The organism is Aquimarina sp. AD1, from assembly GCF_003443695.1.
GTDB classification, from domain to species: Bacteria; Bacteroidota; Bacteroidia; order Flavobacteriales; family Flavobacteriaceae; genus Aquimarina; species Aquimarina latercula.
In genome coordinates, this window is record NZ_CP031966.1 from 3,029,433 (window position 1) to 3,055,407 (window position 25,975).

The 25,975-nt window shown below is 33.3% G+C and carries 17 protein-coding genes; 8 read left to right on the forward strand and 9 right to left on the reverse strand.

Going from position 1 to position 25,975, the window contains the following annotated elements; all coding sequences use genetic code 11:
• Nucleotides 1-89: 89 nt before the first annotated feature.
• Both D1815_RS13325 and D1815_RS13330 read left to right on the forward strand, forming a co-directional pair.
• A complete protein-coding gene (locus D1815_RS13325; RefSeq protein WP_199726728.1) occupies nucleotides 90-893 on the forward strand; it encodes a S24 family peptidase in 804 nt (267 codons plus the stop codon).
• 186 nt (nucleotides 894-1,079) lie between these two features.
• Nucleotides 1,080-1,499, forward strand: coding sequence for a hypothetical protein (locus tag D1815_RS13330; protein ID WP_120650250.1), 420 nt, complete (start codon nucleotides 1,080-1,082; stop codon nucleotides 1,497-1,499).
• 34 nt (nucleotides 1,500-1,533) lie between these two features.
• On the opposite strand, the gene D1815_RS13335 is transcribed toward D1815_RS13330, so the two are convergent.
• On the reverse strand, nucleotides 1,534-2,481 hold the full coding sequence (locus D1815_RS13335; protein ID WP_118389985.1) for a GSCFA domain-containing protein: 948 nt from the start codon (nucleotides 2,479-2,481) through the stop codon (nucleotides 1,534-1,536).
• Between the two features lie 50 nt (nucleotides 2,482-2,531).
• Nucleotides 2,532-5,162, reverse strand: coding sequence for an alanine--tRNA ligase (alaS, locus tag D1815_RS13340; RefSeq protein ID WP_118387523.1), 2,631 nt, complete (start codon nucleotides 5,160-5,162; stop codon nucleotides 2,532-2,534).
• Nucleotides 5,163-5,336: 174 nt separating this feature from the next.
• On the opposite strand from alaS, the gene D1815_RS13345 reads away from it, so the two are divergent.
• Genes D1815_RS13345 through D1815_RS13355 form a run of 3 tightly spaced genes read left to right on the forward strand, consistent with a single transcriptional unit; the run spans nucleotide 5,337 to nucleotide 7,770 of the window.
• Nucleotides 5,337-6,314, forward strand: a complete 978-nt coding sequence (locus D1815_RS13345) for a M23 family metallopeptidase (protein WP_027395259.1) — start codon at nucleotides 5,337-5,339, stop codon at nucleotides 6,312-6,314.
• Nucleotides 6,315-6,319: 5 nt separating this feature from the next.
• Nucleotides 6,320-7,438 (forward strand): CapA family protein, encoded by a 1,119-nt coding sequence (locus D1815_RS13350; protein WP_118387525.1) that lies wholly within the window; start codon nucleotides 6,320-6,322, stop codon nucleotides 7,436-7,438.
• Between the two features lie 2 nt (nucleotides 7,439-7,440).
• Complete coding sequence (locus tag D1815_RS13355) at nucleotides 7,441-7,770, forward strand: MerR family transcriptional regulator (protein WP_027395257.1); 330 nt, start codon at nucleotides 7,441-7,443, stop codon at nucleotides 7,768-7,770.
• A gap of 22 nt (nucleotides 7,771-7,792) precedes the next feature.
• Here the strand turns inward: D1815_RS13355 and D1815_RS13360 are convergent, their stop codons facing one another.
• From D1815_RS13360 to era, 5 genes are all read right to left on the reverse strand, one after another.
• A complete protein-coding gene (locus tag D1815_RS13360) occupies nucleotides 7,793-8,401 on the reverse strand; it encodes a hypothetical protein (RefSeq protein WP_027395256.1) in 609 nt (202 codons plus the stop codon).
• A 10-nt stretch (nucleotides 8,402-8,411) separates the two neighbouring features.
• The gene (der, locus tag D1815_RS13365) at nucleotides 8,412-9,719 is read right to left on the reverse strand and encodes a ribosome biogenesis GTPase Der (RefSeq protein ID WP_027395255.1); all 1,308 of its coding nucleotides are present in this window, start codon (nucleotides 9,717-9,719) and stop codon (nucleotides 8,412-8,414) included.
• Between the two features lie 248 nt (nucleotides 9,720-9,967).
• Nucleotides 9,968-11,494: a choice-of-anchor I family protein gene (locus tag D1815_RS13370; protein ID WP_118387527.1), complete on the reverse strand. Its 1,527-nt coding sequence runs from the start codon at nucleotides 11,492-11,494 to the stop codon at nucleotides 9,968-9,970.
• A 155-nt stretch (nucleotides 11,495-11,649) separates the two neighbouring features.
• Nucleotides 11,650-16,458, reverse strand: a complete 4,809-nt coding sequence (locus D1815_RS13375) for a collagen-binding domain-containing protein (protein WP_118387529.1) — start codon at nucleotides 16,456-16,458, stop codon at nucleotides 11,650-11,652.
• A 390-nt stretch (nucleotides 16,459-16,848) separates the two neighbouring features.
• Nucleotides 16,849-17,730 (reverse strand): GTPase Era, encoded by an 882-nt coding sequence (gene era, locus D1815_RS13380; protein ID WP_108805163.1) that lies wholly within the window; start codon nucleotides 17,728-17,730, stop codon nucleotides 16,849-16,851.
• A gap of 311 nt (nucleotides 17,731-18,041) precedes the next feature.
• On the opposite strand from era, the gene D1815_RS13385 reads away from it, so the two are divergent.
• Entirely contained in the window at nucleotides 18,042-19,982 is a 1,941-nt protein-coding gene (locus D1815_RS13385; protein ID WP_118387531.1) for an OmpA family protein, read from the forward strand.
• Here D1815_RS13385 and D1815_RS13390 read toward each other — a convergent pair.
• Both D1815_RS13390 and D1815_RS13395 read right to left on the reverse strand, forming a co-directional pair.
• Nucleotides 19,966-21,315, reverse strand: a complete 1,350-nt coding sequence (locus D1815_RS13390; RefSeq protein WP_118387533.1) for a sodium:alanine symporter family protein — start codon at nucleotides 21,313-21,315, stop codon at nucleotides 19,966-19,968. The genes D1815_RS13385 and D1815_RS13390 overlap by 17 nt on opposite strands.
• Nucleotides 21,316-21,407: 92 nt before the next feature.
• Complete coding sequence (locus D1815_RS13395) at nucleotides 21,408-21,878, reverse strand: RNA methyltransferase (protein WP_027395249.1); 471 nt, start codon at nucleotides 21,876-21,878, stop codon at nucleotides 21,408-21,410.
• Between the two features lie 197 nt (nucleotides 21,879-22,075).
• On the opposite strand from D1815_RS13395, the gene D1815_RS13400 reads away from it, so the two are divergent.
• Nucleotides 22,076-22,642: a hypothetical protein gene (locus D1815_RS13400; protein ID WP_027395248.1), complete on the forward strand. Its 567-nt coding sequence runs from the start codon at nucleotides 22,076-22,078 to the stop codon at nucleotides 22,640-22,642.
• A gap of 282 nt (nucleotides 22,643-22,924) precedes the next feature.
• A complete protein-coding gene (locus D1815_RS13405; protein ID WP_118387535.1) occupies nucleotides 22,925-25,969 on the forward strand; it encodes a two-component regulator propeller domain-containing protein in 3,045 nt (1,014 codons plus the stop codon).
• The last annotated feature ends 6 nt before the right edge of the window (nucleotides 25,970-25,975 follow it).

Consider the following 25,975-nt stretch of genomic DNA (forward strand, 5'->3'; position numbering starts at 1 on the left):
TTACAGAAATAACCAACAAAATACAGATGTTTTGTGTATTTTGTTTGAATTTATTTATTTTAGAAGTTTTAAATTAAAAAATCAACATAATGATAGCAATTGATGAAAAAATTAGGGAAATAATAGATTTTTTTAGTTTAAACAATCATTCCTTCGCTAAAAAAATAGGAGTCACCAGTACTACAATAGATAGTATTACTACAGGAAGACTCCAACCAGATGGCTCTAGAAAAAGAACCAAACCTGGTTACGATTTACTAGAACGCATTATTAATGAATTCTCTATTAACCCAGAATATCTTTTTGGAAAAAGCAGCAACATATTAATAAACAAAAAAGAGGAAACTACAACATATGGTGGAATCCCACAAGTAGTCGCTGTAAATCAAGAAGGAGATGAAAATGTAGTTTATGTCCCCATAAAAGCAAGAGCGGGATACCTAGATGGTTATGGTGACACAGAATATATAGAAACTCTTCCTACATTCAATATGCCTCATCTGAGTAACGGCACTTTTAGATGTTTCGAAGTACAAGGTAATTCTATGGTCAGAACATTTTTTGATGGAGATCTTGTTTTTGGAAAATATGTAGAAGACCTAAATGACATAAAAGATGGAAGGATCTACGTAATCGTTAGTAAAAATGATGGTATTGTTTTAAAACGAATTATCAATAGAATTGAAGAACGAGGTAAGCTTATTCTAAAATCTGACAATAAAGATGGCAATTACCCCACATATACTATAAATTCTGAAGAAATCATGGAAGCCTGGTATATCACTATGTTTGCTTCTAAACAAATGCCTGAACCTGTGGATGTTTACGATCGTTTACATGACTTGGAGACTAAAATTGTTTTGTTAGAAGAAGAATTAAAAAGAAATAACTAAATAAAGATCGGGCATAACTTTTATAGTTATAACCCGATCTCACGTAAAAAAACCTCACAATAAAGTTTTCTATACACATATATCTATCCTACACATTAGTGAGACTAAAAATCAATAGGTTAACATTATAAAACGTATATTTATGGAATGTTTTTTGATGCAATGAAGTAAATCAGTTTGCTAATTATGAAGAATTTTAAAATTTTACTTTCTGTTATTCTTTTTATGGGCTTTGGCGTAATATATTCTCAATCAATAAAGTCCCCGTCTTTAAGTAATAAAAAGCCCCCTAAGACGTTGATCATAGACTCTATTCCAGTGGATATAACTAAAAGCTATCGTTTATCCGGAATTAATAATAAAAGTAATGACTATAGGTTGTTTTTTGGAATTTCTCGATTTACGGACTATCCTGCTTTTGGAGTTTCCAGAACTCGCCCTTATTTAATAGTAAGAAACAATGCATTCACTCATAAATCCTTATTTGATCCAGTAGCAAACATCTCATTACAAAACCAATCTTGGGATAATCCATTAAATTCTGACTCGTTCGGAGCAGGAGTAATAGCTGGTAGCTTACATTTACTATCTGGTTTCTTTAATTAAAAACCTTACTGTTAATTATCCAATATCTCGAAAATCAGAATGTAATAAAAGCATATTCTTTTTGAATTTCACTTTTTTTCTGTTCTAGTCTCTCAAGAAATTGTTGATGCTGCCGACTATTTGGATTAAAAGGTCTATGTGATATGGCACTTTGCACTTCTTTAACTTTGTTCATAACAATTAACGCTTCATTAGAGACCCAAGTTTGCTTAAAGTACTCCCATATATAGTCAATTGCTACATCACTTGGATGAATCATATCTGTATTATAAAACCTATAATCCCTTAGCTCATCCATCATAATTTCATAAGAAGGGAAATACGCAGCTGTGATGTCTTTATTTATCACCTGATGTATACCAGCGATTAAATGTGATTTACTTTGATTATTTTCTACAAAACCATCTTTACTATGTCTTACTGGAGAAACGGTAAACACCACTTTTACATTGGGATTCAAACTTTTGATTAATCCAACGCTATTTAGCAAACATTGAGTTACTTCTTCTACAGATAGGAGCTCTTTACTAAACTCCTTTTGAGATACTTTATGACAATTTGCTACTACCATATCCAGCGATTGTAAACGATAGACCCAAGCTGTGCCCAAAGTAATATATATATGAGTTGCCGATTGAATCTTCATATACGTCTGTTCTAATGCTCCATTTAGAGATTGTAACAAATACTCCTTATCCGAATGACTTAATCTAGAATGCGCGTCAAAACAATGCCACTGTTCATTATGATAAAACAAATCCGTTTCTGTATACGACTCTCGTTGAGTAGCCATCCATAGAAAAGTTTCAATTGCTTTGGGATGAAAAAGTATTCCGAAAGGATTTACTAAAGATTTATATTTAAAGTATGAAAATTTTTCTCCAATATTTTCAGCAAAACAAGATCCTATTAACAATAACTCTGAGTTATAATCAATCTTCGGTTGCTGAGGCTTTAAGGGTATTTTGGTTTGTAAATTCATACATAGTACCAACTCTCACCTTAATTGGTAAGAGGGGTATTGGTTTTTAATTAAACATATTGTTTTGCTTTTTCTAAAGCTTCCTCAATTCCTTTTGGATTTTTACCTCCTGCAGTGGCAAAAAATGGTTGCCCGCCTCCTCCACCTTGGATATACTTTCCAAGCTCACGAACTACTTGACCAGCATTCAATCCCTTTTCTTCTACTAAGTTTTTAGAAATGTAACACGACAATAATGCTTTACCATTATTATCTGCTCCAAAGATCATAAAAGCATTTTCTATTTCTCCTCCTAGCTCAAAAGATAAATCTTTTATTCCTGCTGGGTCAAGATCTACTTTTTTACCTAAAAATTGAATTCCGTTTATTTCTTCAAATTCTGACTTAAGATCTCCTTTTAGGTTTTTAGCCTTATCTTTCAATAATACTTCTATTTGCTTTTTAAGATTCGCATTCTCATCCTGTAAAGTAGTTATTGCTTTAATAGGATCTTTAGGGTTTTTCAAAATTGCTTTTACTTCCGAAAATGCTTCAGATTGATTTGTAAAATAATCCTTTGCAGCATCACTAGTGATCGCTTCAACTCTTCTTATCCCAGCTGCAACTGCACTTTCGGATGTTATTTTAAAATGCCATATATCACTTGTGTTTTGGACATGAATTCCTCCACATAGCTCCATAGATTCTCCAAAGCGTATTGCCCTAACATCATCTCCATATTTCTCTCCAAATAAAGCAATCGCTCCTTCTTCAATAGCCTGATCATATGATATACTACGCTTTTCTTCTAATGGTAACGCCTCTCTTATTCTAGCATTTACAAAATCCTCTACTTCCTGTAATTCATCAGAAGAAACTTTTGAAAAATGCGAAAAATCAAATCTTAAATTCCCACTATGAACCATAGAACCTTTTTGTTCTACGTGCGTACCAAGAATGGTACGTAACGCTTGGTGTAATAAATGAGTTGCTGTATGATTAGATGCTGTTCTAGATCGCTGTTTGACGTCTACAACAGCCTTATGAGTTTCATTGATATGTTTTGGTAAGGTTTTAGCAAAATGAATGATTAAATTGTTTTCCTTTTTAGTATCAACAATATAAACTACATCTCCATTAGCTACTTCCAAATATCCTTTGTCACCAACTTGTCCCCCACCTTCCGGATAAAAAGGAGTCTTATCTAGAACTAATTGATATAATTCTCCATCCTTTTTACTATTTACTTTTCGGTAACGAGAAATTCTCGTTTCTCCCGAAGTATGATCATATCCGATAAATTCTTCTGCAGCACCAGGAATTAATATTTCCCAATCTCCAGCTTTTACCTCAGAAGCTGCTCTAGAACGATCTTTTTGTTTCTGCAACTCAGCTTTAAACACATCTTCTTCATACTCATATCCTTGCTCAGATAATATCAATGCTGTAAGATCTTCTGGAAAACCAAAAGTATCATACAATTCAAAAACTTTTTCTCCAGAAACTACTTTACCCTTGGTACCTTTAATTACATTATCAAGCAATACTAGCCCTTGATCTAATGTTCTTAAAAATGAATTCTCTTCTTCTTTAATAACATTTACAATTAGGTTTTTCTGGGATTTTAATTCTGGAAAAGCTCCACCCATTTGACCACTAAGTGTATCTACCAGCTTATATATAAAAGGTTCTTTTGTATTTAAAAACGTAAAACCATATCTAATTGCTCTTCTTAAAATCCTACGTATTACATATCCAGCTCCAGTATTACTTGGCAATTGCCCATCCGCTATAGAAAATGATACTGCTCTAAGATGATCTGCAATCACCCGAATTGCTACACTAACTTTACCATTCTCATCTGTTGGTAAACTATCTTTATCATATGCAGCATTTGTAATCGTTTCTATTTCCCTAATTAAAGGTGTAAATACATCAGTGTCATAGTTAGATTTTACACCTTGTAAAGCCATACACAATCTTTCAAACCCCATTCCCGTATCCACATGTTGTGCTGGTAATTTTTCTAAAGAACTATCAGCTTTACGATTAAATTGCATAAATACGAGATTCCATATTTCTACCACTAATGGATCATCTTGATTTACCAAATCACGACCCGGTATTTTAGCTTTTTCTTCTTCCGATCTTAGATCTACATGAATTTCTGAACATGGCCCACAAGGTCCTTGATCTCCCATTTCCCAGAAATTATCTTTTTTATTTCCCATGATAATACGATCTTCTGGAACAATTTTTTTCCATAAATCATACGCTTCTTGGTCCATCTCTAGATTTTCATCTTTTGCTCCTTCAAAAACTGAAACATATAGAATGTTTTTATCTATACCGTAAACCTCGGTTAACAATTCCCAAGCCCACTCGATTGCCTCTTTCTTAAAATAATCACCAAAGCTCCAATTCCCTAACATCTCGAACATGGTATGATGATACGTATCCATCCCTACTTCTTCTAGATCATTATGCTTACCACTAACTCTAAGGCATTTTTGAGTATCGGTCAAACGATTATTCTTAGGAATTCCATTTCCTAGAAAGTATTCTTTAAATTGATTCATCCCGGCATTGGTGAACATCAAAGTAGGATCGTCCTTAATAACCATAGGCGCAGAAGGCACTATACTGTGTTTTTTGGATTCAAAAAACGCTAAAAATTGGTTTCTGATGTCTTGGGATTTCATTTTTTTATATTTTCTTTATAATCAATTAATTACCGCAAGCAACCTAAAGATATGCTATCGATATTTGTCAGTTTTTTCTGGACTTTGTGACAATTTATTATATTTGTTCTCGCCTCAAAGTATAAACAAGCCTATTTTTGGCTAATATCCTGCAAAAATAGTATATTTTAGATTATGTCAAAGGTTAAATATTACTACGATAGCGAGACGCTATCTTATCGTAGAATTGAGCAAAAGAAAGGACGTAAATTTGGTTTCGCCATTTTAGGAATTCTTGGTGCTTTTTTGGCTGGTTTTGTGCTTTTATTAATCTATCTAAACATTCCTCAACTAGAAACTCCAAAAGAAAAGGCTTACAAAAGGGAACTGGATAACATGAAGCTGCAGTATGAGCTTATGAATAAACAGTTAAAAAAAGATCACGCTGTTCTTGCCGAAATTGCTGAAAGAGATGATAATATTTACAGATTATACTTTGGTGCGCCACCAATTCCTGAAGAAGTGAGAGGTGCTGGTTATGGAGGTGTTAATAGATATAAAGGCTATGAAGGTTATGATAATTCTGAAATGATTATCGAAAGTCAAAAACAAATAGACAAGCTTACAAAACAAATAGCTGTGCAATCTATTTCATTAGATGAAATTAAAAATTTAGCAGAGCAAAAAGAAGAATTACTATCAACAATTCCAGCAATCCAACCAATTCAAAATTCTGATTTAAAAAGAATGGCATCTGGATATGGATGGAGAAGTGATCCTTTTACTAAGGCTAGAAAATTTCATTACGGAATGGATTTTTCTGCGGCCACAGGAACACCAATATATGCATCTGGGAATGGAACAGTAACAAGAGCTGATGCAAATTCTAGCGGTTATGGTAAACATATTAGGATAGACCATGGCTTTAATTATGTAAGTCTCTATGCACATCTTAGCAAGTACAATGTTAAAAAGGGTCAAAAAGTAAAGCGTGGTGATGTTATTGGTTATGTAGGAAGTACGGGTAGATCGGTAGCTCCTCATCTTCATTACGAAATATTTAAAGATGGAGAACGTATTAATCCACGTAATTTTTATTATGGAAGTTTAACTTCTGAAGAATTTAATGAAATGCTAAAAGCTTCTTCTTTAATTAATGAAACTCTAGATTAATTCCTATGCGCAAAGCACTTCTTCTTGTATTTTTAATTGGTTTTAATTTTAGTATACAAGCACAGAAATTTTCTAAAGAAACTATTGACTCAATGATTACTATCGTTGAGGATTTTAAACTAGAAATGGAAAAACTTTCAATCCCCAAAAGCATTAAGCTAATGGCGGTTGGAGATATTATGATGGGAACTAATTTTCCTAACGAAAGTTATTTACCACCAAAAGATAAAGGTCCATTTGATGATGTTAATATTGTTTTACAACAAGCAGATATTCTTTTCGGAAACTTAGAAGGCACACTTACTGATGTTGGAGAAAATGCGAAACGATGTTCTGACCCTTCTAAATGTTACTCCTTTCGTTCTCCGGAGTATTTTGGTAAATATCTAGAAGAAACAGGTTTTGATGTAATGAGTATTGCAAATAATCATATTGGTGATTTTGGAGCCATTGGCATTAAAAACACAGCCAAAACTCTCGAAAAACATAACATTGCATATGCCGGTATTTTTGCACAAGAATCTACTATATTCGAAAAAAATGGAATCACGTATGGATTTTGTGCCTTTGCCCCAAATAAAGATTGCGTAAAAATTCATAACTTAACCAAAGCAAAAAGAATTGTTAAGGAACTAAAGGAGAAAGTAGACATTGTAATTGTTTCTTTTCACGGAGGAGCAGAAGGAGCTGATCACACACACGTAACAAGAAAAACTGAACGTTTTTATGGTGAAGATCGAGGTAATGTATATCTTTTTGCACATACTTTAATAGATGCTGGAGCAGATATTATTCTTGGACATGGACCGCATGTATCAAGAGCGTTTGAAGTATATAACAATAAGTTCATTGCTTATAGTTTAGGTAATTTTTGCACCTATTCTAGATTTAATCTAACTGGAATAAAGGGATATGCACCTATTGCTGAAATTGAAGTAGACCCTAAAGGTAATTTCATAAAAGGAAAACTGCATTCTGCAAAACAGATTGATGAGATATATCCTTTTATGGATGATAAGAAAAGAGCTTTAAAGGAAATTGAAAAATTAACTGGCGAAGATTTTCCTGAAAGTAATTTGGTTTTTGAACAAGATGGAACTTTTACTCAAAAAAACGAGAATTAACTATGTATGTTGACTTACCGAAAAAAATGTACTATGGTATTGGCGAAGTAGCCGATGCATTTGACGTGAATGCTTCTCTGATTCGTTTTTGGGAAAAAGAATTTGACATCCTTAAGCCAAAAAAGAACGCTAAAGGAAATAGAAAATTCACTCCAGAAGACATCAAAAACCTAGAACTGATTTATCATTTAGTAAAAGAACGCGGGTTTACCCTAGAAGGGGCCAAAATTCATCTAAAAGAACAAAAACAAGAAGCTTTAGACAGCTTTGATATTATTAGGAAGCTGGAATCTATTAGAGGTCAATTATTGAAGATTAAGGAACAACTTTAATTTTTCATACTACGAAAGTACTTTATTTCTCTATATAACCTAGAAATATACTTGACTCAATCGAAGTAACATCAGATTGCATTTGTGTGAGTTTTGTTATACTTGCTACTAACGGAAAATCCTTAAAATTAAACATTAACCAATCCCTTCTTCTACCATCTCTATCACGCACTTGTCCAGTACTTAAAGCATTAGTTATTTCGGATTTTAATTCAGATGTTTCTGCCATTATCAAAAGTGTTTCTCTAAGTTGATCTATTTTCTCAACAAACTCTTTCCCTTTTTCTGAAAAACCGTTTCCCGTAAAAAAAATAGTATTTGGTTCCCCCATTAGTTCATAATTCTGAGGGTCCTTTTCACCTAACATCTCCTGTTTTATGGACTCTATATATTCTTTAAAACTAGTTGTTATAGAATCTACACGTAATGCTTTAACCAAAAGTTCTTCATTCTCTATTAATGCTAATAAAGAATCATTGTTTTTTTGAACTGAATAATTCTTTTGTTGCAAAGCTTCATCCATTTTACCGAATGCAGAAACAACATCTCTACTACTCTTAACCACAAGAAAACTAATCCCTGAAATTATAAATATTAGCAACAATAGTATTATCAAAAGAGGTTTTTTCATATTCAGAACTTTACTTCTTTCTAAAATAAACCGCTACGGGCACTCCATGAAAATCAAACTCTTTACGCAGTTTATTTTCCAAAAATCGTTTATATGGTTCTCGAATATATTGAGGCAAATTACAGAAAAACGCAAATTGTGGTTGAGGTGTAGGTAACTGCATGCAATACTTTATTTTTACATACTTTCCCTTATATGCTGGAGGTGGATTCCTCTCTATAATAGGAAGCATTGTATCATTCATTACACTCGTTTTGATCTTTTTAGAACGATTTTTATATACATCTACAGCAGTCTCTATAGCTTTGAAAAGCCTTTGTTTAGTTAATGCTGAAATAAAAACAATAGGTACATCTGTAAAAGGCTCTATCTGCTTACGGATGTACTTCTCAAAATCTTTTAAAGTATTACTTTCTTTATTTTCGATTAAATCCCACTTATTCACTAAAATCACAATACCCTTGCGGTTACGTTCTGCTAACCAAAATATATTTTGAACCTGAGCATCAAATCCGCGAGTAGCATCCACTAGTAATAAACATACGTCACTATGTTCTATAGCACGAACAGATCTCATAACAGAATAAAACTCTAAATCTTCTTTGACCTTAGATTTACGCCTTATTCCAGCAGTATCTACTAAGTTAAATTCAAAACCAAAACGATTATATTTAGTATCAATGGCATCTCTAGTGGTTCCTGCAATATCTGTAACGATATATCGATCCTCTCCTATAAGCGCATTAATAAAAGATGATTTTCCTGCATTAGGTCTTCCTACTACTGCAAAACGCGGTAATTCCGAAACTTCTTCTTCTTCCTGTTCTGGCAGGGCTTCTACCAAAGCATCTAACAATTCTCCTGTACCGCTTCCATTAATGCTAGCAATCGTATAATACTCTCCAAGACCCAGACTATAAAACTCTACAGCATTTTCAGCTCTCTTACCATTATCTACCTTATTCACTGCTAAAAAAACTGGCTTATCAACTTTACGAAGCAAATTAGCAACTTCTTCATCCATACCTGTTACACCTGACTCCACGTCTACCATAAAAATGATTGCATCCGCTTCATCAATAGCTAGCTCAACCTGTTTATCAATTTCAGCCTCAAAAATATCATCACTTCCTACTACATAACCACCTGTATCTATAAGTGAGAACTCTTTACCATTCCAATCACTTTTACCATAGTGACGATCTCGAGTAACGCCGCTAACCGCATCTACGATTGCTTCTCTTCTCTGGATCAGTCTATTAAAAAAAGTAGATTTTCCTACATTAGGTCGTCCTACAATTGCCACTATATTGCTCATTATCCTGAATTCTAAAATTTGTGCAAAATTAGTCTTTTTATTCTTCCTAAACTATTGAACCGTAATATGAAGTAAATAAAAATAAAGAGGAAGGTAATAAAAACGAAAAAGCTCAACGGTCAGCGCATCGACCTATTGAACTTTTTCATAATTGATAGTCAGTCAGTGAAATAATTACTTATTTCAAAGATAAAAACAATTCTATATAAGTTGGTTACTGTAAAACAACAAACTTTTTATGGACGTGATTACTTCACTTCATAAATTGCTACTGTATTAGAAACTTCGTTAGTAACTATTACTAATGCTTCGCCTGTTGGACTATCTTCGGCTTTTATAGTGATTAAACCTTCTGGTGAGATATCTGACGCATCTCTTAGCCATTCTATAAACCTAGGATTAACTGGATTAGAGATATCATATACCATGATCCCTCCTGTTCTCTCTAAACCTACAAATAACAATGTACTTCTACCTATACTCAAGGTCTCTACCGCTTCTGGTTCTGCACCTTTATCATCTGATCTATTATCTACTCCATCACCCTCGTTACTATTAAATGTGCTAGGATCTAATTCAAATACAGTTTTTGCTATTTGATCTCCACTATCGTATACCTTAACTCCGGTGGTGGACCAAATTGTAAAAGACCTTCCTCCATAAGCATAAATTTGATCTACATCACCATCACCATCTATATCTCCATTGGCGGTTGTAGTCTTTAGTCTTCCTAAATTTTCATCTAACTGTAAAGTTTCTGCATCGGGATATGCAGTAGGATCTAAAACTAAGTCCTTTACTCTTTCTTCTTCTGAATATCCATCATAATCTCTTGCATCTCCTTCATTAGCAGTAATTAAAAATCTAGCTCCTTGTATTCTAGTAAAAATCATGGCATCAGGATGATAGTATCCCAATACAGGCCAATTTTGGAAATTCCCTACAATATCATCCCTATCGCTAGCATCTATTTGATTTTCTGGAAGGGCATAATTTTTTACCCCTAAACCTGTAATATCCCTAAGTGTTTTAGATCTTAAATCTATTATCGCAATACCATTATTTTCTTGCAATGCAACATAAGCAGTTTTAGAATCATCTGAAACTGCAATATACTCTGGTTCTATATCCTGAGCTAACGTTGCCCCAGGACCAAATACTCTAAAGTCATTACCTATAGTCCTCCCATTAAAGCCAGTAAAACTTACTTGATTTACTTCTCCAGTACCAACTTCAATTATTGTAATCGATCCTTCTGGATCTAAAGTATATTCATCATTAGGCTCTCCTTCATTAGCTGCAACAATATATTTACCATTAGGGCTAAAAGTCACCATATCAGGTAGTGCTCCTGCAGGATAAGTATTTAAAAGAGTTTGTGATGCTGCATCATAGGTTACAATCGTACCATTTGCTTGTTTATTAGCTGCATTTTCTAGCGCGACAGCCACAATTCCTTCATGCACAGTTACACTATTTGGAATTCCATTTAAAGCAATATCTGTCCCCGCTATAGGATTGGAAGGGTTAGATATATCCCAAACAGAAAGTTCCACATCATTTGGGTTTACTACAAATAACTTAGCTGTCTCTGGATCAAAGGCAGAAATTTCTGCAAAACCTTCGTCTCCGGTTCCATTTATAAAACCTCCGATTTTGTTAAACGTAAGATCATCAGTACTGCCACCTCCCCCTTGATAATCATCAAGATTACAAGAATAAAATAATCCTAAAGCCCCAATTACAACTAGACTTGATTTGTTAAAGATTTTCATTATTAATTTGATTTGCGTTAGCTAGCTAAATTCAATAATGTATATATCTTTAATGTTATGAAAAGAATAAATTATAAATAACTTAAACTTCAAAAAAAACTGTCTAAAGAATACTCTTTAGACAGTTTTATATTAAATTATTTTAAAAATACTATTTATTTGACAATAAACTTCTTGTATTCTGTTCCTTCTTCTTTATCAATCTTCATTAAATACATACCTGAAGGCATTGAGCTTAATGTATCAAAAGTTAACGATGTTTTACCCTTCTTAATTTCATTCTCAGCAGTTTCAGGAATCATAGTTGAACCAGACAAACTATAAAAAGATACATATACTTTTTGATCTTTCTTAGATGCTACATCAACCGTCAGTGTTTCTCCTGATCTCAATACCGTTGGATATACAGTGGATGATATAATTGATTCATCACAATCTTGAACAAAAACTGTTACTTCATCCATATCACTACAACTACCTACAGTAATAGTTAATGTATAAGTTGTGGTAGTACTTGGTGACACCACAATACTTCTTGTTGTCTCTCCTGTTGACCATAAATAGGTATCAGCAATAGTAGAAGTTAAAGTTGCTTCTTCCCCAAAACCTTCACATAAAAATTTATCTCTTCCAGCATTCACTTCTACAATAGTAACTCCAACAACAACCTCATCTATGGCTTCACAACTACCACTTGTTAAAATAACAGAATATGTAGTTGTTTCTGTAGGTGATACAGTTATACTTGTTGTAGTTTCTCCAGTAGACCAAAGAACATCTCCTTCTCCTGCCACTGTAAGCACTACTTCTTCTCCCAAACATATTTCTTGATCATCTCCAGCATCTGCAACAAGAGTACAACCTTCTACCGAAACAGTCACTTCATCCTCAGCAGAACATCCATTTGCGGAAACAGTAACAGTATATGTAGTAGTTTCTTCTGGAGAAACCTCAATTGTCGCAGTAGTTTCTCCTGTTGACCACACATAAGTGTCACCTCCTGTAGCGGTAAGCATAGTAGCCTCTCCTACTGCAATAGTTTGATCATCGCCAGCATCAGCAGTTACCGATTTTACTGTAACAGTTACCTCATCTGCAGCAGAACAACTACCGTTTGTAACTTCTACAGTATATGTAGTAGTATCAGATGGCGAAACTTCAATAGTAGCAGTAGTCTCTCCTGTTGACCATAAAACATCACCTTCTCCAACTACTGTAAGCGTTGCGGTTTCTCCTTCACAAATATCTTGATCATCTCCCGCATTTGCAGTAGCAGAATTTACAGTTACAACCACTTCATCTGCAGCAGAACAATTGCCATTAGTCACTTCTACAGTATATGTTGTAGTCTCTAATGGTGAAACTTCAATAGTAGCTGTAGTCTCTCCTGTTGACCATAAAACATCACCTTCTCCTACTACTGTAAGCATTGCTGTTTCTCCTTCGCAAATATCTTGATCATCTCCCGCATTTGCTGCAGCAAAACTTACAGTTACAACTACTTCATCTTCTCCAACACAATCAGTACAACTTGTAACAGTTACAGAATAGGTTGTATCTTCTTCTGGCGATACAGTAATACTTTGTGTAGTTTCTCCGTTAGACCACAAATACTGAACCTGTCCTTCTTCTTGAGAAATACAATCTCCTATGTTTATATTAAAATCTCCAAAAGAATCAGGATCTCCTTCTAGATTAAACCATCCTGAAGCTCCATAAACCTGAGGTGTATATTCAAACACATTAGCTCCATTTCCTACTTGAAATGCCTCTCCTCTTCTAGAAATATCATAACTTAATGTGCCTCCAATTTGAGTAATAGTTCCACTAATTTCTGTGTAATACTCCCAACCGGTTGCATCTTCTGATTGACAAAAACTATCTTTAGGACTATCAACAGGTGGAGTATTAGTTAAACCAGAGAATGTAGCATCCACTAAGAATGATGTATTTGTAGAATTATACTCAAATACTTCACCTTTTAATGTAGCTGTTCCATCTGTGGTATTATCATTCCAAACAAGATCTACATTTCTAAACCATAGTCTGGTACCATTATCATTTATAAAAACAACAAATTGATGCTGTCTTCCTCTACAATAGTCTGTATCTTTAACACCATACTCTACACAATCACCACAATTAACACCTGTGGCCTGAGCAGTCAATGTAACCTCTTCTCCTAAACATATTTCTTGATCATCTCCTGCATCTACTATAACTGGATCATTTACTACAACAGTAACTGAATCAGATGCCTCGCAACTACCGCTTGTTGCAGTAACTACATATATTGTTGTTTCAGTTGGAGATACTGTAATTGTTTCAGTAGTTTCTCCGTTAGACCAGCTAAATGTACCTTCTCCAATAGCAGTTAATGTAACTGTTTCTCCTAAACATATATTTTGATCATCTCCAGCGTCAACAACAGCGGATTTAACGGTTACCGTTACTTCATCTGTTGCAGAACAACCATTACAATTAGTTACTGTTACAGAATATGTTGTATCTTCTTCTGGCGATACAGTAATACTTTCTGTAGTCTCTCCATTAGACCATAAGAAACTAGTATTATTTGTCTCGGAAGTAATGCAATCTCCAAAATTAAAATTGAAATCTCCTACTGGATATTCACTATCATTAGTATCAAACCATCCACAAGCTCCAAACTTACCTAATTCTTTTTCAGTTTGGTTAGCTCCATTACCCATCTGGAATGCTGGCCCCCTTCTAGTTAAAGTAGTAGACCAAGATCCATCCTCACTAGTAATAGTTCCAGTAAACTCTGTGTAATATTGCCAAGCTGATTCATCTTCATCATTACATAAATGTGATTTTGGACTATTGGCAGGAGTAATTGCAGTTTTCCCTGTAAACACTGCATCAACTTCATAATTTGATTGTGTATTTGTATAATCAAAAACAGTACCTTTAAGAGTTGCAGTTCCATCTGCAAGTTCGTTCCACTCTAAATCTACATTAGAAAAGAATCTTCCGCCATCTAACCACAACACATAGTTTTGATTCCCCTTACAATAGTCAGTATTTTGTATACCATATTCGATACAGCTCTCACAACTTTCATTTCCATCAGTAATAGCGGTTAAAGTAACCTCATCTCCTAAACAAATCTCTTGATCTTCTCCAGCATCTACCTGCGGAACATCATTTATTACAACTTCTACAGAATCTGAAGCATTACAATTTTCACAATCCTTAACCGTCACTGTATAAATTCCTCCTTCACTTACGGTAATGGATGGAGTAGTTTCTCCTGTAGACCACAGGTAACTTACCTCTGTTGTTGAAGTTGTAACACAGTCTCCTAGGTTAAAATTAAAGTCTCCTCTATTATATTGATTATCCGTTGTATTAAACCAACCGCAGGCTCCAAATTTTCCTTCTTCAGTTTCTGTAACATTAGCTCCATTTCCTAATTGAAAAGCTGGCCCTCTTCTTGACAGATCAATTGACCAAGATCCGTCAGAACTTGTTACAGTACCAGTTAACTCTGTATAATAAATCCATGCAGATTCATCTTCATTATTACACTCATGCTCTTTTGGACTATTTGTTGGTGTGGTATCTGTTCTTCCTGAATAGACTGCATTTACCTCATACGTAGTCTGGGTTAAGGTATGATCAAAAATAGTTCCAGTCAATGTTGCTGTACCATCTGCCAATTCATTCCATTCTAAATCAACATTAGAGAACCATCTTGGATTATTACCATCCGTTAACCACATTACGTAATCTTGATCTCTTTTACAATTATTAGTGTTTAATACACTATATTCTCCTATACAATCTACACATTCCGATGCTCCAGAAACTATTGCACTAAGTGTTACTTCTCCTTCTCCACAAAACTCTGAATCATCACCAGCTTCTACAGTTAAAGCACAACTTACATCATCGTCCGTACAAGAATCAAATATATGCTGGTGTAACTCTCCTTGAATATGGTGATAATTTGCTGCGATAACTTGTCCATTAATATTTCCTGAGGAATCCTTTACCACATCTGATTTGGGAGCAAACAAACTACCTATGATTGTTGAACCTCCTTTTAAGGTAATACTTGAATTATTATAAAAATTCCAAATAATAAAGGCTCCTTGCTGATCCCCAATTCCAGAAAGATTTAGAATATTCCATTCAAAATCACCTGCCGCATCAACATTTATAATTAATGGTGTATTCTGACTTGGAGTATTTTCAAAAGTTAGATAAGGAAGGTTCTGCAACTCTGTCCCAGTAATATGCAAAACGTTTACTGTATTTTCAGAAAGTAAAATTTTATTATCATTACTTATCTGAACATTAGATAACATATTACTATATGAGATAGATTTTGATTCGAACGCTGCAAAAGCTGCTTCAAAATCAATCAAATTAGCCTGACCAACTGAACTTTGATCTTGCTTTCTTTGTACTTGAATTCTTGGCTTAGCATTGTAATCTCCAGCAGTAACTCTAGTATTAACTGATGCAAAATTAAAATCTACATCAAAAACTGATGATCCATTTAAATCACCTACTTTGGTGTATCCTTGATTAAGATGTATTCCTTCTCCTGAGATGTAAATTACTTTACCATTTACAACTAAGGATGAAGCTCGGTCATCTCCATTAAAAAAATTAGTCCCTGGCGTTTGAGCCGCTATTGTAATGATTCCATGAATAGTTAAATCTCCTCCTAATGCAATAGGACCTTCGGTATCTCCACCATTAACTATAGTATTATACCTAACAAATGCATTATACCCCAATGCTTTTTCTAATGGGTTATTACAAACAGATGTTGTTGAATCAAAACTTGCATTATTCTTGTCAGCCAAGGTGTTAAATCCCGAGGTCAACATAAAAATGACGATCATTGCTAGGCTAAAGAAAGAAGAACTTATAGAAGTCACTATCACTTTACCACTCAATGAGTTAAGCTTGTTAGTAGTTTTAGACATTGTGTAGTTGTTTTTTTCGTTCGAGTTTCAGAAACTCAAACTGGTTAATTTATTTTGGGTTTTATAAGATAAATACGCGGGACAAGAAATCACACATTGATTTAAGACTACAAGAGTCAACAAATCCTTTGTAATTTATTTAGATTTTAGAGTTAAGCGTTTATTAAAAAGTGTGTGAAGATAAAGTATTGTTCATATCATATTTTAGGGCGTTTTAAATATGTTAATAACGCAAAACTATATGTTTCCCTCTAAAAAAACACATAAAAAGATGTAAAAACGTTTAACTGCAGCATTTTATCCGCCAAATACAGTTTTCCCGTAATTATCAAAATTTAAAAGCTCACAAAAATCCTACAAACAAAGTAAGGGAGTTTTTACCTAAAAGAATTAACGATTATAACCAAAGCGTTTTAGTTGACGTTCGCTATTTCGCCAGTTTTTATTAACCTTCACATATAACTCAATATGAATTTGTTTTCCAAAAAACTTCTCTAATTCCTTTCTAGCCTCTACTCCAACTCTTTTAAGTGCCGATCCTTTATGACCTATTATAATACCTTTTTGAGACTCTCTCTCGACCATAATTACCGATCTAATTCTGATAATTTTTTCATCTTCAAAAAATTCTTCAGTTTCTACCTCTACGGAATATGGAATCTCCTTTTTATAGTGCATTAAGATCTTTTCGCGAATCGCTTCGTTTACAAAAAACCGCTCTGGCTTATCGGTCAATTGATCCTTTGGATAAAAGGCGGGTGAATCTGGTAATAACTCTACAATTCTTCCAAAAACTTCTTTAACATTAAAGTTTTCTAAGGCAGAGATTGGATATAATTCTGCATTAGGAACTTTTTCTGCCCAAAACTGAACTTGCTGCTCTAATTGCTCTTGGTTAGATTTATCTATCTTATTTAATAATAAGAAAACTGGGATCTTAGCACTTGTAATCTTATTAAAAAATGCTTCATCTTTCAGTTCCTTTTCACCTATCTCAACCATATAGATAAGAATATCCGCATCCTCAAAAGCCGACTTTACAAATCCCATCATAGATTCTTGCAATTCATATGCTGGTTTTATAATTCCTGGAGTATCCGATAAAATAACTTGAAAATCATCTCCATTTACAATTCCCAAAATCCTATGCCTAGTTGTCTGTGCTTTAGACGTGATTATGGACAACCTTTCTCCAATGAAAGCATTCATCAATGTTGATTTTCCAACATTTGGATTACCAATGATATTTACAAAACCTGCTTTATGAGCCATATATATGATTTTGTTGCAAAGTTAGTCCATTATTATACAAAATTGTCCAATCTAGAGAAGGAATATTTTATACTAAAATAGATTTAGACATACAATTTCAGCTTTATAAAACAGTATTTAAGACACATAAAAAATATTATATCCATAAACCTTTTGTTAATTTTTCGTAAATTTAATTCCAGTATGTTTTTAAAACCCCACAAAAACAGATAATTTATTTTATAAATACTGGGATTATTTTGGGAAATTATTCTATCTCTTTTTTAACTATTTCGAAAACATATCACACCATACGCACATGTGTATCTGTGATGGTACTACTTATGCTATCACAATTCAGTTTTGCACAAAACACAGATAAACTTCTTACCAAGGCTGACGAAAGTTTTGAAGCATTAGCTTATATAAACGCTCGTGACATCTATCTAGATGTTGCAAAACAAGGATATTCCTCTTCAGACCTTTATCGAAAATTAGCAGACTCCTATTATTTCACAGGAGAACCAGAAGAATCTATTCAATGGTACGAAAAATTAATCTCAAATTTTTCTGAAGAAATAAAACCGGAGTATTTGTTTAGATATGCTCAAAGCCTTAAAAGTACAGAGCGATATAATGAAGCAGACGATGTTATGGAAAGGTTTAATACAATTACAGGAAATGACAAAAGAGCAAAATCTTTTATAAATAAACGCGATTATTTAGATTTCATAGAAATGCAATCTGGTAAATATGATTTATACACTCTTACCATAAATTCTGAATATTCTGATTACGCTCCAAGTTTTGATCACAAAGGAAACATAGTATTTGCTTCCTCCAGAAGTAAAAACTCCAAGCTTCATGAGTGGAATAAAATGCCATTCTTAGATCTTTTTTCTTCAAAAATAAATAACAACAATATTTCTACACAAGAATCAAAAAAATTAAAAGGTAAAATAAATACCAAATTTCATGAATCTTCTACAAGTTTTACTAAAGATGGAAAGACAATGTATTTTACGCGAAATAATTTCACCAATAACAAACTTGGTAAAAGTAGAAAAGGAGTTGTTTTATTAAAATTATATAAAGCTACTCTTTCTAACGAAAAATGGTCTAATATTGAAGAACTCCCTTTTAATAGTGATAATTACTCAGTTTCCCACCCTGCCTTAAGTCCTGATGGTAAACAATTATATTTTGCTAGTGATATGAAAGGAACTAGAGGGAAGTCTGATTTATTCGTAGTAAATATACTTCCTAATGGAAAATACGGAAAACCCAAAAACCTAGGAGACAATATCAATACAGAAGGTAGAGAAACTTTTCCATATGTAAGTGAGAGCGGAAGATTATATTTTGCAAGTGATGGTCACGTTGGACTAGGTGGATTAGACGTATTCGTTGCTATTATTAAAGACACAGGGTTATATGAAATATTCAATGTAGGGAAACCAGTAAATAGCCCAAAAGATGATTTCTCATTTGTATTAGATGAAGAGAACAATACGGGTTATTTTGCAAGCAATAGAAGGGGTGGAAAAGGAAATGATGACATCTATAGTTTTAGACAAACAGAGGAATTAATTACTGAGTGCAGAGAATTCTTAAGTGGTATTATCACAGATAATGAAACAAATGAAACTATTGCTAATGCTAATGTAACATTATTAGATACTGATGGGAACATCATAAATGAAATTAAGTCCGATTATGATGGAGCCTATAATTTTGAAGTTGATTGTGACAAGCAATATATTATTCGTGTCTCTATAGAAGGATTTAATCCCAATGATATTATTTTTAAATCAAAAAATACTTTTGAAACTATTAATAATGTCCAGATACCTTTTAAGAAAGAAAAACTATTGTCTACTACATCCGAACCGGTTAATATAGGTGATGATATTGTCGCCCCGTTGCAGTTACGAACTATTTTCTTTGACCTAGATACTGACGAGATTAGACCAGATGCAATTGCTGATTTACAGAAGGTTATTTCTGTTATGAAACAGAATCCTAATTTAAAAATTGAAGTGCGTTCTCATACAGATAGTAGATCTAGTTATTGGTATAATAAAAAACTTAGTGTAAAGCGGATGCGAGCTACAGTAAGATATATCATTCGTAAAGGAAGAATCAATTGGAGACGTATTAAAGGAAAAGCTTATGGAGAACGAAGACTCATTAATAAATGTGCAAACGGTATTCCTTGTACAGAAGAAGAACACCAAGAAAATAGAAGAAGTGAATTTATCGTAAGGAAGTAATTTTCTGAAAGTAAACCTTAGCTTGAGCATTAACTTTAGGTGCTAATAGTAATCCAGAAATTACTGTAGGTATTGCCATTAACGCAAAAGCGCTATCTATTAAATTAATAGCAAAATCAATCTTCACTACAGCTGAAACAATAATAGACCCTATATAAATATAATTATAATATTTACCGTACTTGGGCTTAGTTAAAAAACCTAAGCACGTTACTCCATAATAAGAAAATGAAAATAATGTTGATAAGGCAAAAACAAGAACCATAACAATCACTATACCATCTCCCATCCCATAAGGTAAAACAGAATTAAAAGCCTCTAAAGTAAGTGAAATACCATTACCGTCAGAATATCTCCATACCCCAGTGGATAAAATTGCTAATGCAGTTAGTGTACATATAAGAAGTGTATCGATAGCAGGACCAATCATAGCTACAAGTCCTTCTCTAACAGGCTCATCAGTTTTAGCTGTCCCGTGCATCATAGGTGCAGTACCAATTCCTGCTTCATTAGAAAAAGCGGCTCTTTTCACTCCCGTTTTAATCAAATACCCCAAAACTCCCCCTGCAGCAGCCTCCCCAGAGAAAGCATCCGAAAAAATTAAAACAAACATCTCGGGTACATAATCCATACGTAAAATCAATATGGTAAAGACTGTAATAAAATACAAAACCACCATAAAAGGGACTAACTTACTAGCCACTAACCCAATCCTCTTAATCCCTCCAAGAATAACAAATGATGCCATTATAGCCAAAACGATCCCTATATATAATTTAGCTTCTTCGTTCCAATCCAAAACATCAACTAAAGTTTGAGTAAGTTGATTTACAGTAAAAGCAGGTAATGTCCCTACTAAACCAGCTAATGCAAAGAAAATGGCTAATGGTCTCCAATGACGTCCCAATCCAGCTGTAATAACATACATTGGGCCACTAAGCGTCTTACCCTCTTTACTCTCTGATCTATACATAACAGCAAGAGTGCACGTATAGAATTTAGTAGCCATACCAATTAATGCACTAATCCACATCCAGAAAATTGCTCCTGGACCGCCCATTACTAATGCTATAGCGACTCCACTAATATTCCCCATGCCGACTGTTGCCGCAATCGCTGATGATAATGCCTGAAAATGAGTCAATTGACCTGGATCATTTTCATTATCATATTTACCTCTTAAGATGTTTATTGCGTGTCGGAAATATAAAAATGGCGTAAAACGAGAATAGATAAGAAAAAATAAGCCTCCTCCAACTAATAGAATAAGTAATGGCCAATCCCATATCCATGAACTAAATACTGCAACACTCTCTTCTATTTTTTTAAACATAAGCCTTGTAAGTATGCTAAAGGTACTATATATTTCTAATTACAAATGAATAGTAAATTATTATAGTAAAATAACCACTTTACTCAAAACTATTATGTAGCTCTTATAAATCTAGGTTTATTAATTCCCCTATCATACATTACGATACTTCCTGCCACAGCAACATTAACACTTAATTCTGACTTAAACTTAATTAAGAAATGTGACTTTTCTACAGCAGTTTTAGATAATCCATGATCCTCAGCTCCTAACAAGTAGACACATCTTTTAGGGTGATTAAAAGTTTCTAATGGCACCGCATCATTCGTTAATTCAACACCTACTAGCATTGCTCCTTTTGGAAGATGTTTATAAAAATCTTGAAAAGTATCATAATGAAAATATGGCATAGATTTTACCGCATTATGTGTATCACTTGCTTGTTTTGCATATCTGTTACCAATTGTAAATATATAATTCGCTCCCATATTCTGAGCAGTTCTCCAGAGGACTCCTAAATTCTCAGGAGTTTTTCCATTCTGAATACCGATACCAAAAAATTCATTTTCAAAATTATCTATCATATTACAAAAGTAAATAGTAACACTTTAATAGCAATAAAAAATGATTCATACTCCAACCCAGACACCTCAATTATGTTAAAACCGTAATGAGATGTACGAATTCTAAATTGATCCTAACGAATTCTAAAACCAACTTATTTTAACCGTTTATAGCATATAAATTTGTACAAAATAATCAACCTCAAAATAATACTGTTATGAAAAAGATCATTGTTTTTTTCATCCTAATATTAGGATTTCAGTTTATGAAAGCACAAAGTTTTCAGAAGACGGGAAAGTACACAGCAGTTACCGAAATTAAAGAGAATGGTTCAGAACAACCGACTTGCATTGTTAATCTGATTCGTTTGGGGGGAATTTCGGAAAACGTATTTACTTTCACACTCAATGATATTGAGCTTTTTGAGGACATCTTTATCACCACCTTAGAGAACCCTGGTCTGGAAGGGATCTCTGAGGTGATTAAGATGGAAGTGGAATACTTAGCTTGTTGTGCTCAGGTAGAATCACATTACTTTATGATAACAGACAAAAATGAACTTGTATCCTTACCACAATTAACAAATGTTTATTGTGAGAATTCAGATACAGATTCTCAATATACTTTTCCTAATCAACAATATGGTATAGAAGGAAACATTCTTGAAACCGAAACTTTATATAAAGAAACAGCAGAAATTAAATACGTAAACCTAAAACAAAGCTTTACCTGGAATGACAACAAAGTTAATACTCCAAAGAATACAGCAATCACCAGTTACTAGAATATTTGGTGTAGAAAATAACACTATTTATTATTCAATTATTCTATTGTACTGTATCGCTTTATTTTTTTTCACAATCCTAGTAAGTTTTAATATTTTCTAAAAAAATAAAACTATTGTATACGGCAGGCGCGTCCAATTATTTCCAATTTGTTTTTTCCCAAAAAAACTGCCTGCTTGTATACGGTTTTACTCAACATCATTTTCATCAAATTATTTAATGGGAGTACACATAACAAGAGAATCAGTTTGATTATATTTGTTATCAAACCATAGTTTTTTATGAGCCCCAAATGCTTTTCATATCTACTATCCTTTTCAATTATATGGATAAGTGCTATTCATTTATTATCTGCTCAAAATAATGGCCTTAGGGCATATACATTAGAAGACGGGCTTCCTCAATCTCAAGTATATGATATTATACAAGATGATATTGGTTATTTGTGGCTTGGTACACGTGGAGGTGGAATAAGTAGATTTAATGGAGAAGAATTTGAAACCTGGAACGAAGATGATGGTCTCTTATCCAACTACATACACTCCTTACTCTTTTCTAATGACAGTTTATTCATAGGAACTAGAAGAGGATTATCGATAAAAACAAAAAAGAAATTTCATAATTTCGAAGGATTACAAGTAAACAAAATATTTAGAATTCACAATAAAACTTATCTAGCTACTAATGTCGGCATCTATATATATAACCGCAGTGATGGATTAAAAAAAATACAATTAGATCCTAAAATAAATACCAGCATTGTAAATGGAATTGTGTTTGATGGTAAGTTATTCTGGATAGCTACAAATAAAGGTCTTTGGAAATTAAATAAAATTCATAAAGATGCTAGCATTATGGTACGTCATAGTGCATATAATTTTACTTCGGCATTATATCACAAAACAAAAGTATTTGCGGCAGCTATAAATCAAGGAATTTTAGTTTTAAATACAAATGCTAAAAGTTATGGTAATAAATGGATCCAAAAACCATTAAATGTCAATAACATTTCAGTTTTAGATACAGAATTATGGTTCTCTACGAATAATGAAGGAATTACTGTATTGGATGCCAATAATTATCGATTAAAGAAAAAAATAAATCGAAAAAACGGTTTAGCAGTTTCTACTATTAGAAAAACCATTTCGGATCGTCAGTCCAATATTTGGATTGCAACATCTGGAGGAGGGTTCTATAAATATTCTCAAAATAATTTTACCCACTATAATCAAGATACTGGACTAAAAGGTAATCGCGTATATGCTGTTCATAGTTTTAACGAAGAAATCTGGGCCTCAAACTCGGAAGCTGGATTAATAAAAATTGATTCTACGGGAATAGTTCAAGTCAAGCAAGACAAAAGGTTATCTGAAATAAAAATCAAAACTATCACGCATGATAGCAAAGGAAATATCTGGGCAGGTACCGAAGGAAAAGGAATCTTATTTAAAGAAATTAAATTTAAAGACAGCATCGTAACTCGTAATAAGAAGTCCAAAAAACAGAGAAAGGATACAATAACCAAAGAGGTTATCAAGAACTACATCATTAATAAAAGAAGAGGTTTATCTTCTAATTGGGTTCGATCTATACATATTTCTGGAGACACTATTTGGGCAGCCACTTATTCTTCTGGAATTACCAGATTTATATATGATTACAAGAAACACAAAGTAAGATCTGTTAGACGATTCACTAAAAAGCGTGGCATAAAAGACCTTGAAATTAAACATATGGCCTCTGACAAAAAAGGCAAAATATGGTATGCTACAGAAAATGGAAGTATTGGATTTATTAAAAGGAATAAAGTTACACATCTTAATAATGTACTCAATCAGAAAGTTGCGATCAATTGCTTTCTTTTTAAAAATAATAACTTATATCTAGGTACAGCTGGACAAGGTATTTGGTGGGCCAGTTTAGAGGAAGAGAAACTCTCTTTTAAAAAAATAAAAGGAGAAAAGAATTTATACTCAAACAATATCTATCAAATGATATTTGATAATGAGGATAATTTATGGGTTGGTACTGAAAGGGGTGTAGATCGAATAGAAATCAACCTAATAAACCAAATTACAGATGTTTTTCATTTTGGGCGTAATGATGGCTTTTTAGGTATAGAAACTTGTCTCAATGCTATAAGTAAAGATATTGAAGGAAACCTGTGGTTCGGAGCCATATATGGACTTACTAAATATGAACCAGGAGAAACTGACAAAACCACTGTAAAACCAGAAATCCATTTTGAAAATATAGAAATCGCATACCAAACATTGGATTCTATAAATCCCGATATATGGGCCAAAAATGACAACGTTCTACAGCTAACCCCAGAACAAACCGAGCTTTCATTTAACTATAAAACTATTGATCTAGATCATCCAAATGACATAGAATATCGTTATAAACTAAATAACACAGCTTGGAGTCCATGGTCATCAGAAAAAAAGCAAAATTTAGCTGGATTAGCATATGGTGCTCATTCATTTTCTGCACAATCCAGAAACTATAGATGGGAAGAAAGTGAGCCTATTACTTTTAAAATATTCATAGATAGCCCTATTTACAAAAAACTCTGGTTTCAACTTGCTACACTAGGGATTATTCTTCTGGTACTTACAATAATTACATTGTTATATATTAGAAAAGTAAAGCTTAAGAATAAAGAAGAACGAGAAAAATTGCAAATGCAAAATCACTTGCTTTCTTTAGAACAAAAGGCATTAAGATTACAAATGAATCCGCATTTCATTTTTAATGTACTTAATGGGATTAAAGCGATGGGAACGAGTAACCCATCCAAAATGAATAGTACTATTAACACTTTTGCCACTTTATTAAGAGAAACATTATATAACTCCAGAAAAGACAATATTACATTAGATCAGGAAATGAAAACCCTGAAACATTATATTGAGGTAGAAAAACTAATGGCAAATAAGCCTTTTGAATATACCATTTCTATCGATTCGGAATTTGATCCAGAAGAAGTATTAATTCCTCCAATGCTCATACAACCATTTGTTGAAAACGCAATACGACATGGGATCCTAAAAGGAAATAGAGATGGAAAACTAAAAGTATTTTTTGATACTAATGAAGAATTCTTACATTGTAAAATATTAGATAACGGAATGGGTATTTTCCAGTCCCAAAAAACCAAAACCAAGACGGATCATCAATCCATGGCATTAACAGTAACTAGAGAAAGGCTGGAGTCTATCTCTGGAAAAGATGCATTACAGATAAAAGAAATTCTAAATGAAGACTCTTCTGTAGAAGGAACTGAGATATCGTTTAAAATACCATTATTAACCGATTATTAAAGACAC

Excerpts from the sequence above, each read along its gene's own strand:
- D1815_RS13325 (WP_199726728.1), top strand. The coding sequence starts at position 90 with ATGATAGCAATTGATGAAAAAATTAGGGAAATAATAGATTTTTTTAGT.
- D1815_RS13330 (WP_120650250.1), top strand. The coding sequence starts at position 1,080 with ATGAAGAATTTTAAAATTTTACTTTCTGTTATTCTTTTTATGGGCTTT.
- D1815_RS13335 (WP_118389985.1), bottom strand. The coding sequence starts at position 2,481 with ATGAATTTACAAACCAAAATACCCTTAAAGCCTCAGCAACCGAAGATT.
- alaS (WP_118387523.1), bottom strand. The coding sequence starts at position 5,162 with ATGAAATCCCAAGACATCAGAAACCAATTTTTAGCGTTTTTTGAATCC.
- D1815_RS13345 (WP_027395259.1), top strand. The coding sequence starts at position 5,337 with ATGTCAAAGGTTAAATATTACTACGATAGCGAGACGCTATCTTATCGT.
- D1815_RS13350 (WP_118387525.1), top strand. The coding sequence starts at position 6,320 with ATGCGCAAAGCACTTCTTCTTGTATTTTTAATTGGTTTTAATTTTAGT.
- D1815_RS13355 (WP_027395257.1), top strand. The coding sequence starts at position 7,441 with ATGTATGTTGACTTACCGAAAAAAATGTACTATGGTATTGGCGAAGTA.
- D1815_RS13360 (WP_027395256.1), bottom strand. The coding sequence starts at position 8,401 with ATGAAAAAACCTCTTTTGATAATACTATTGTTGCTAATATTTATAATT.
- der (WP_027395255.1), bottom strand. The coding sequence starts at position 9,719 with ATGAGCAATATAGTGGCAATTGTAGGACGACCTAATGTAGGAAAATCT.
- D1815_RS13370 (WP_118387527.1), bottom strand. The coding sequence starts at position 11,494 with ATGAAAATCTTTAACAAATCAAGTCTAGTTGTAATTGGGGCTTTAGGA.
- D1815_RS13375 (WP_118387529.1), bottom strand. The coding sequence starts at position 16,458 with ATGTCTAAAACTACTAACAAGCTTAACTCATTGAGTGGTAAAGTGATA.
- era (WP_108805163.1), bottom strand. The coding sequence starts at position 17,730 with ATGGCTCATAAAGCAGGTTTTGTAAATATCATTGGTAATCCAAATGTT.
- D1815_RS13385 (WP_118387531.1), top strand. The coding sequence starts at position 18,042 with ATGGTACTACTTATGCTATCACAATTCAGTTTTGCACAAAACACAGAT.
- D1815_RS13390 (WP_118387533.1), bottom strand. The coding sequence starts at position 21,315 with ATGTTTAAAAAAATAGAAGAGAGTGTTGCAGTATTTAGTTCATGGATA.
- D1815_RS13395 (WP_027395249.1), bottom strand. The coding sequence starts at position 21,878 with ATGATAGATAATTTTGAAAATGAATTTTTTGGTATCGGTATTCAGAAT.
- D1815_RS13400 (WP_027395248.1), top strand. The coding sequence starts at position 22,076 with ATGAAAAAGATCATTGTTTTTTTCATCCTAATATTAGGATTTCAGTTT.
- D1815_RS13405 (WP_118387535.1), top strand. The coding sequence starts at position 22,925 with ATGAGCCCCAAATGCTTTTCATATCTACTATCCTTTTCAATTATATGG.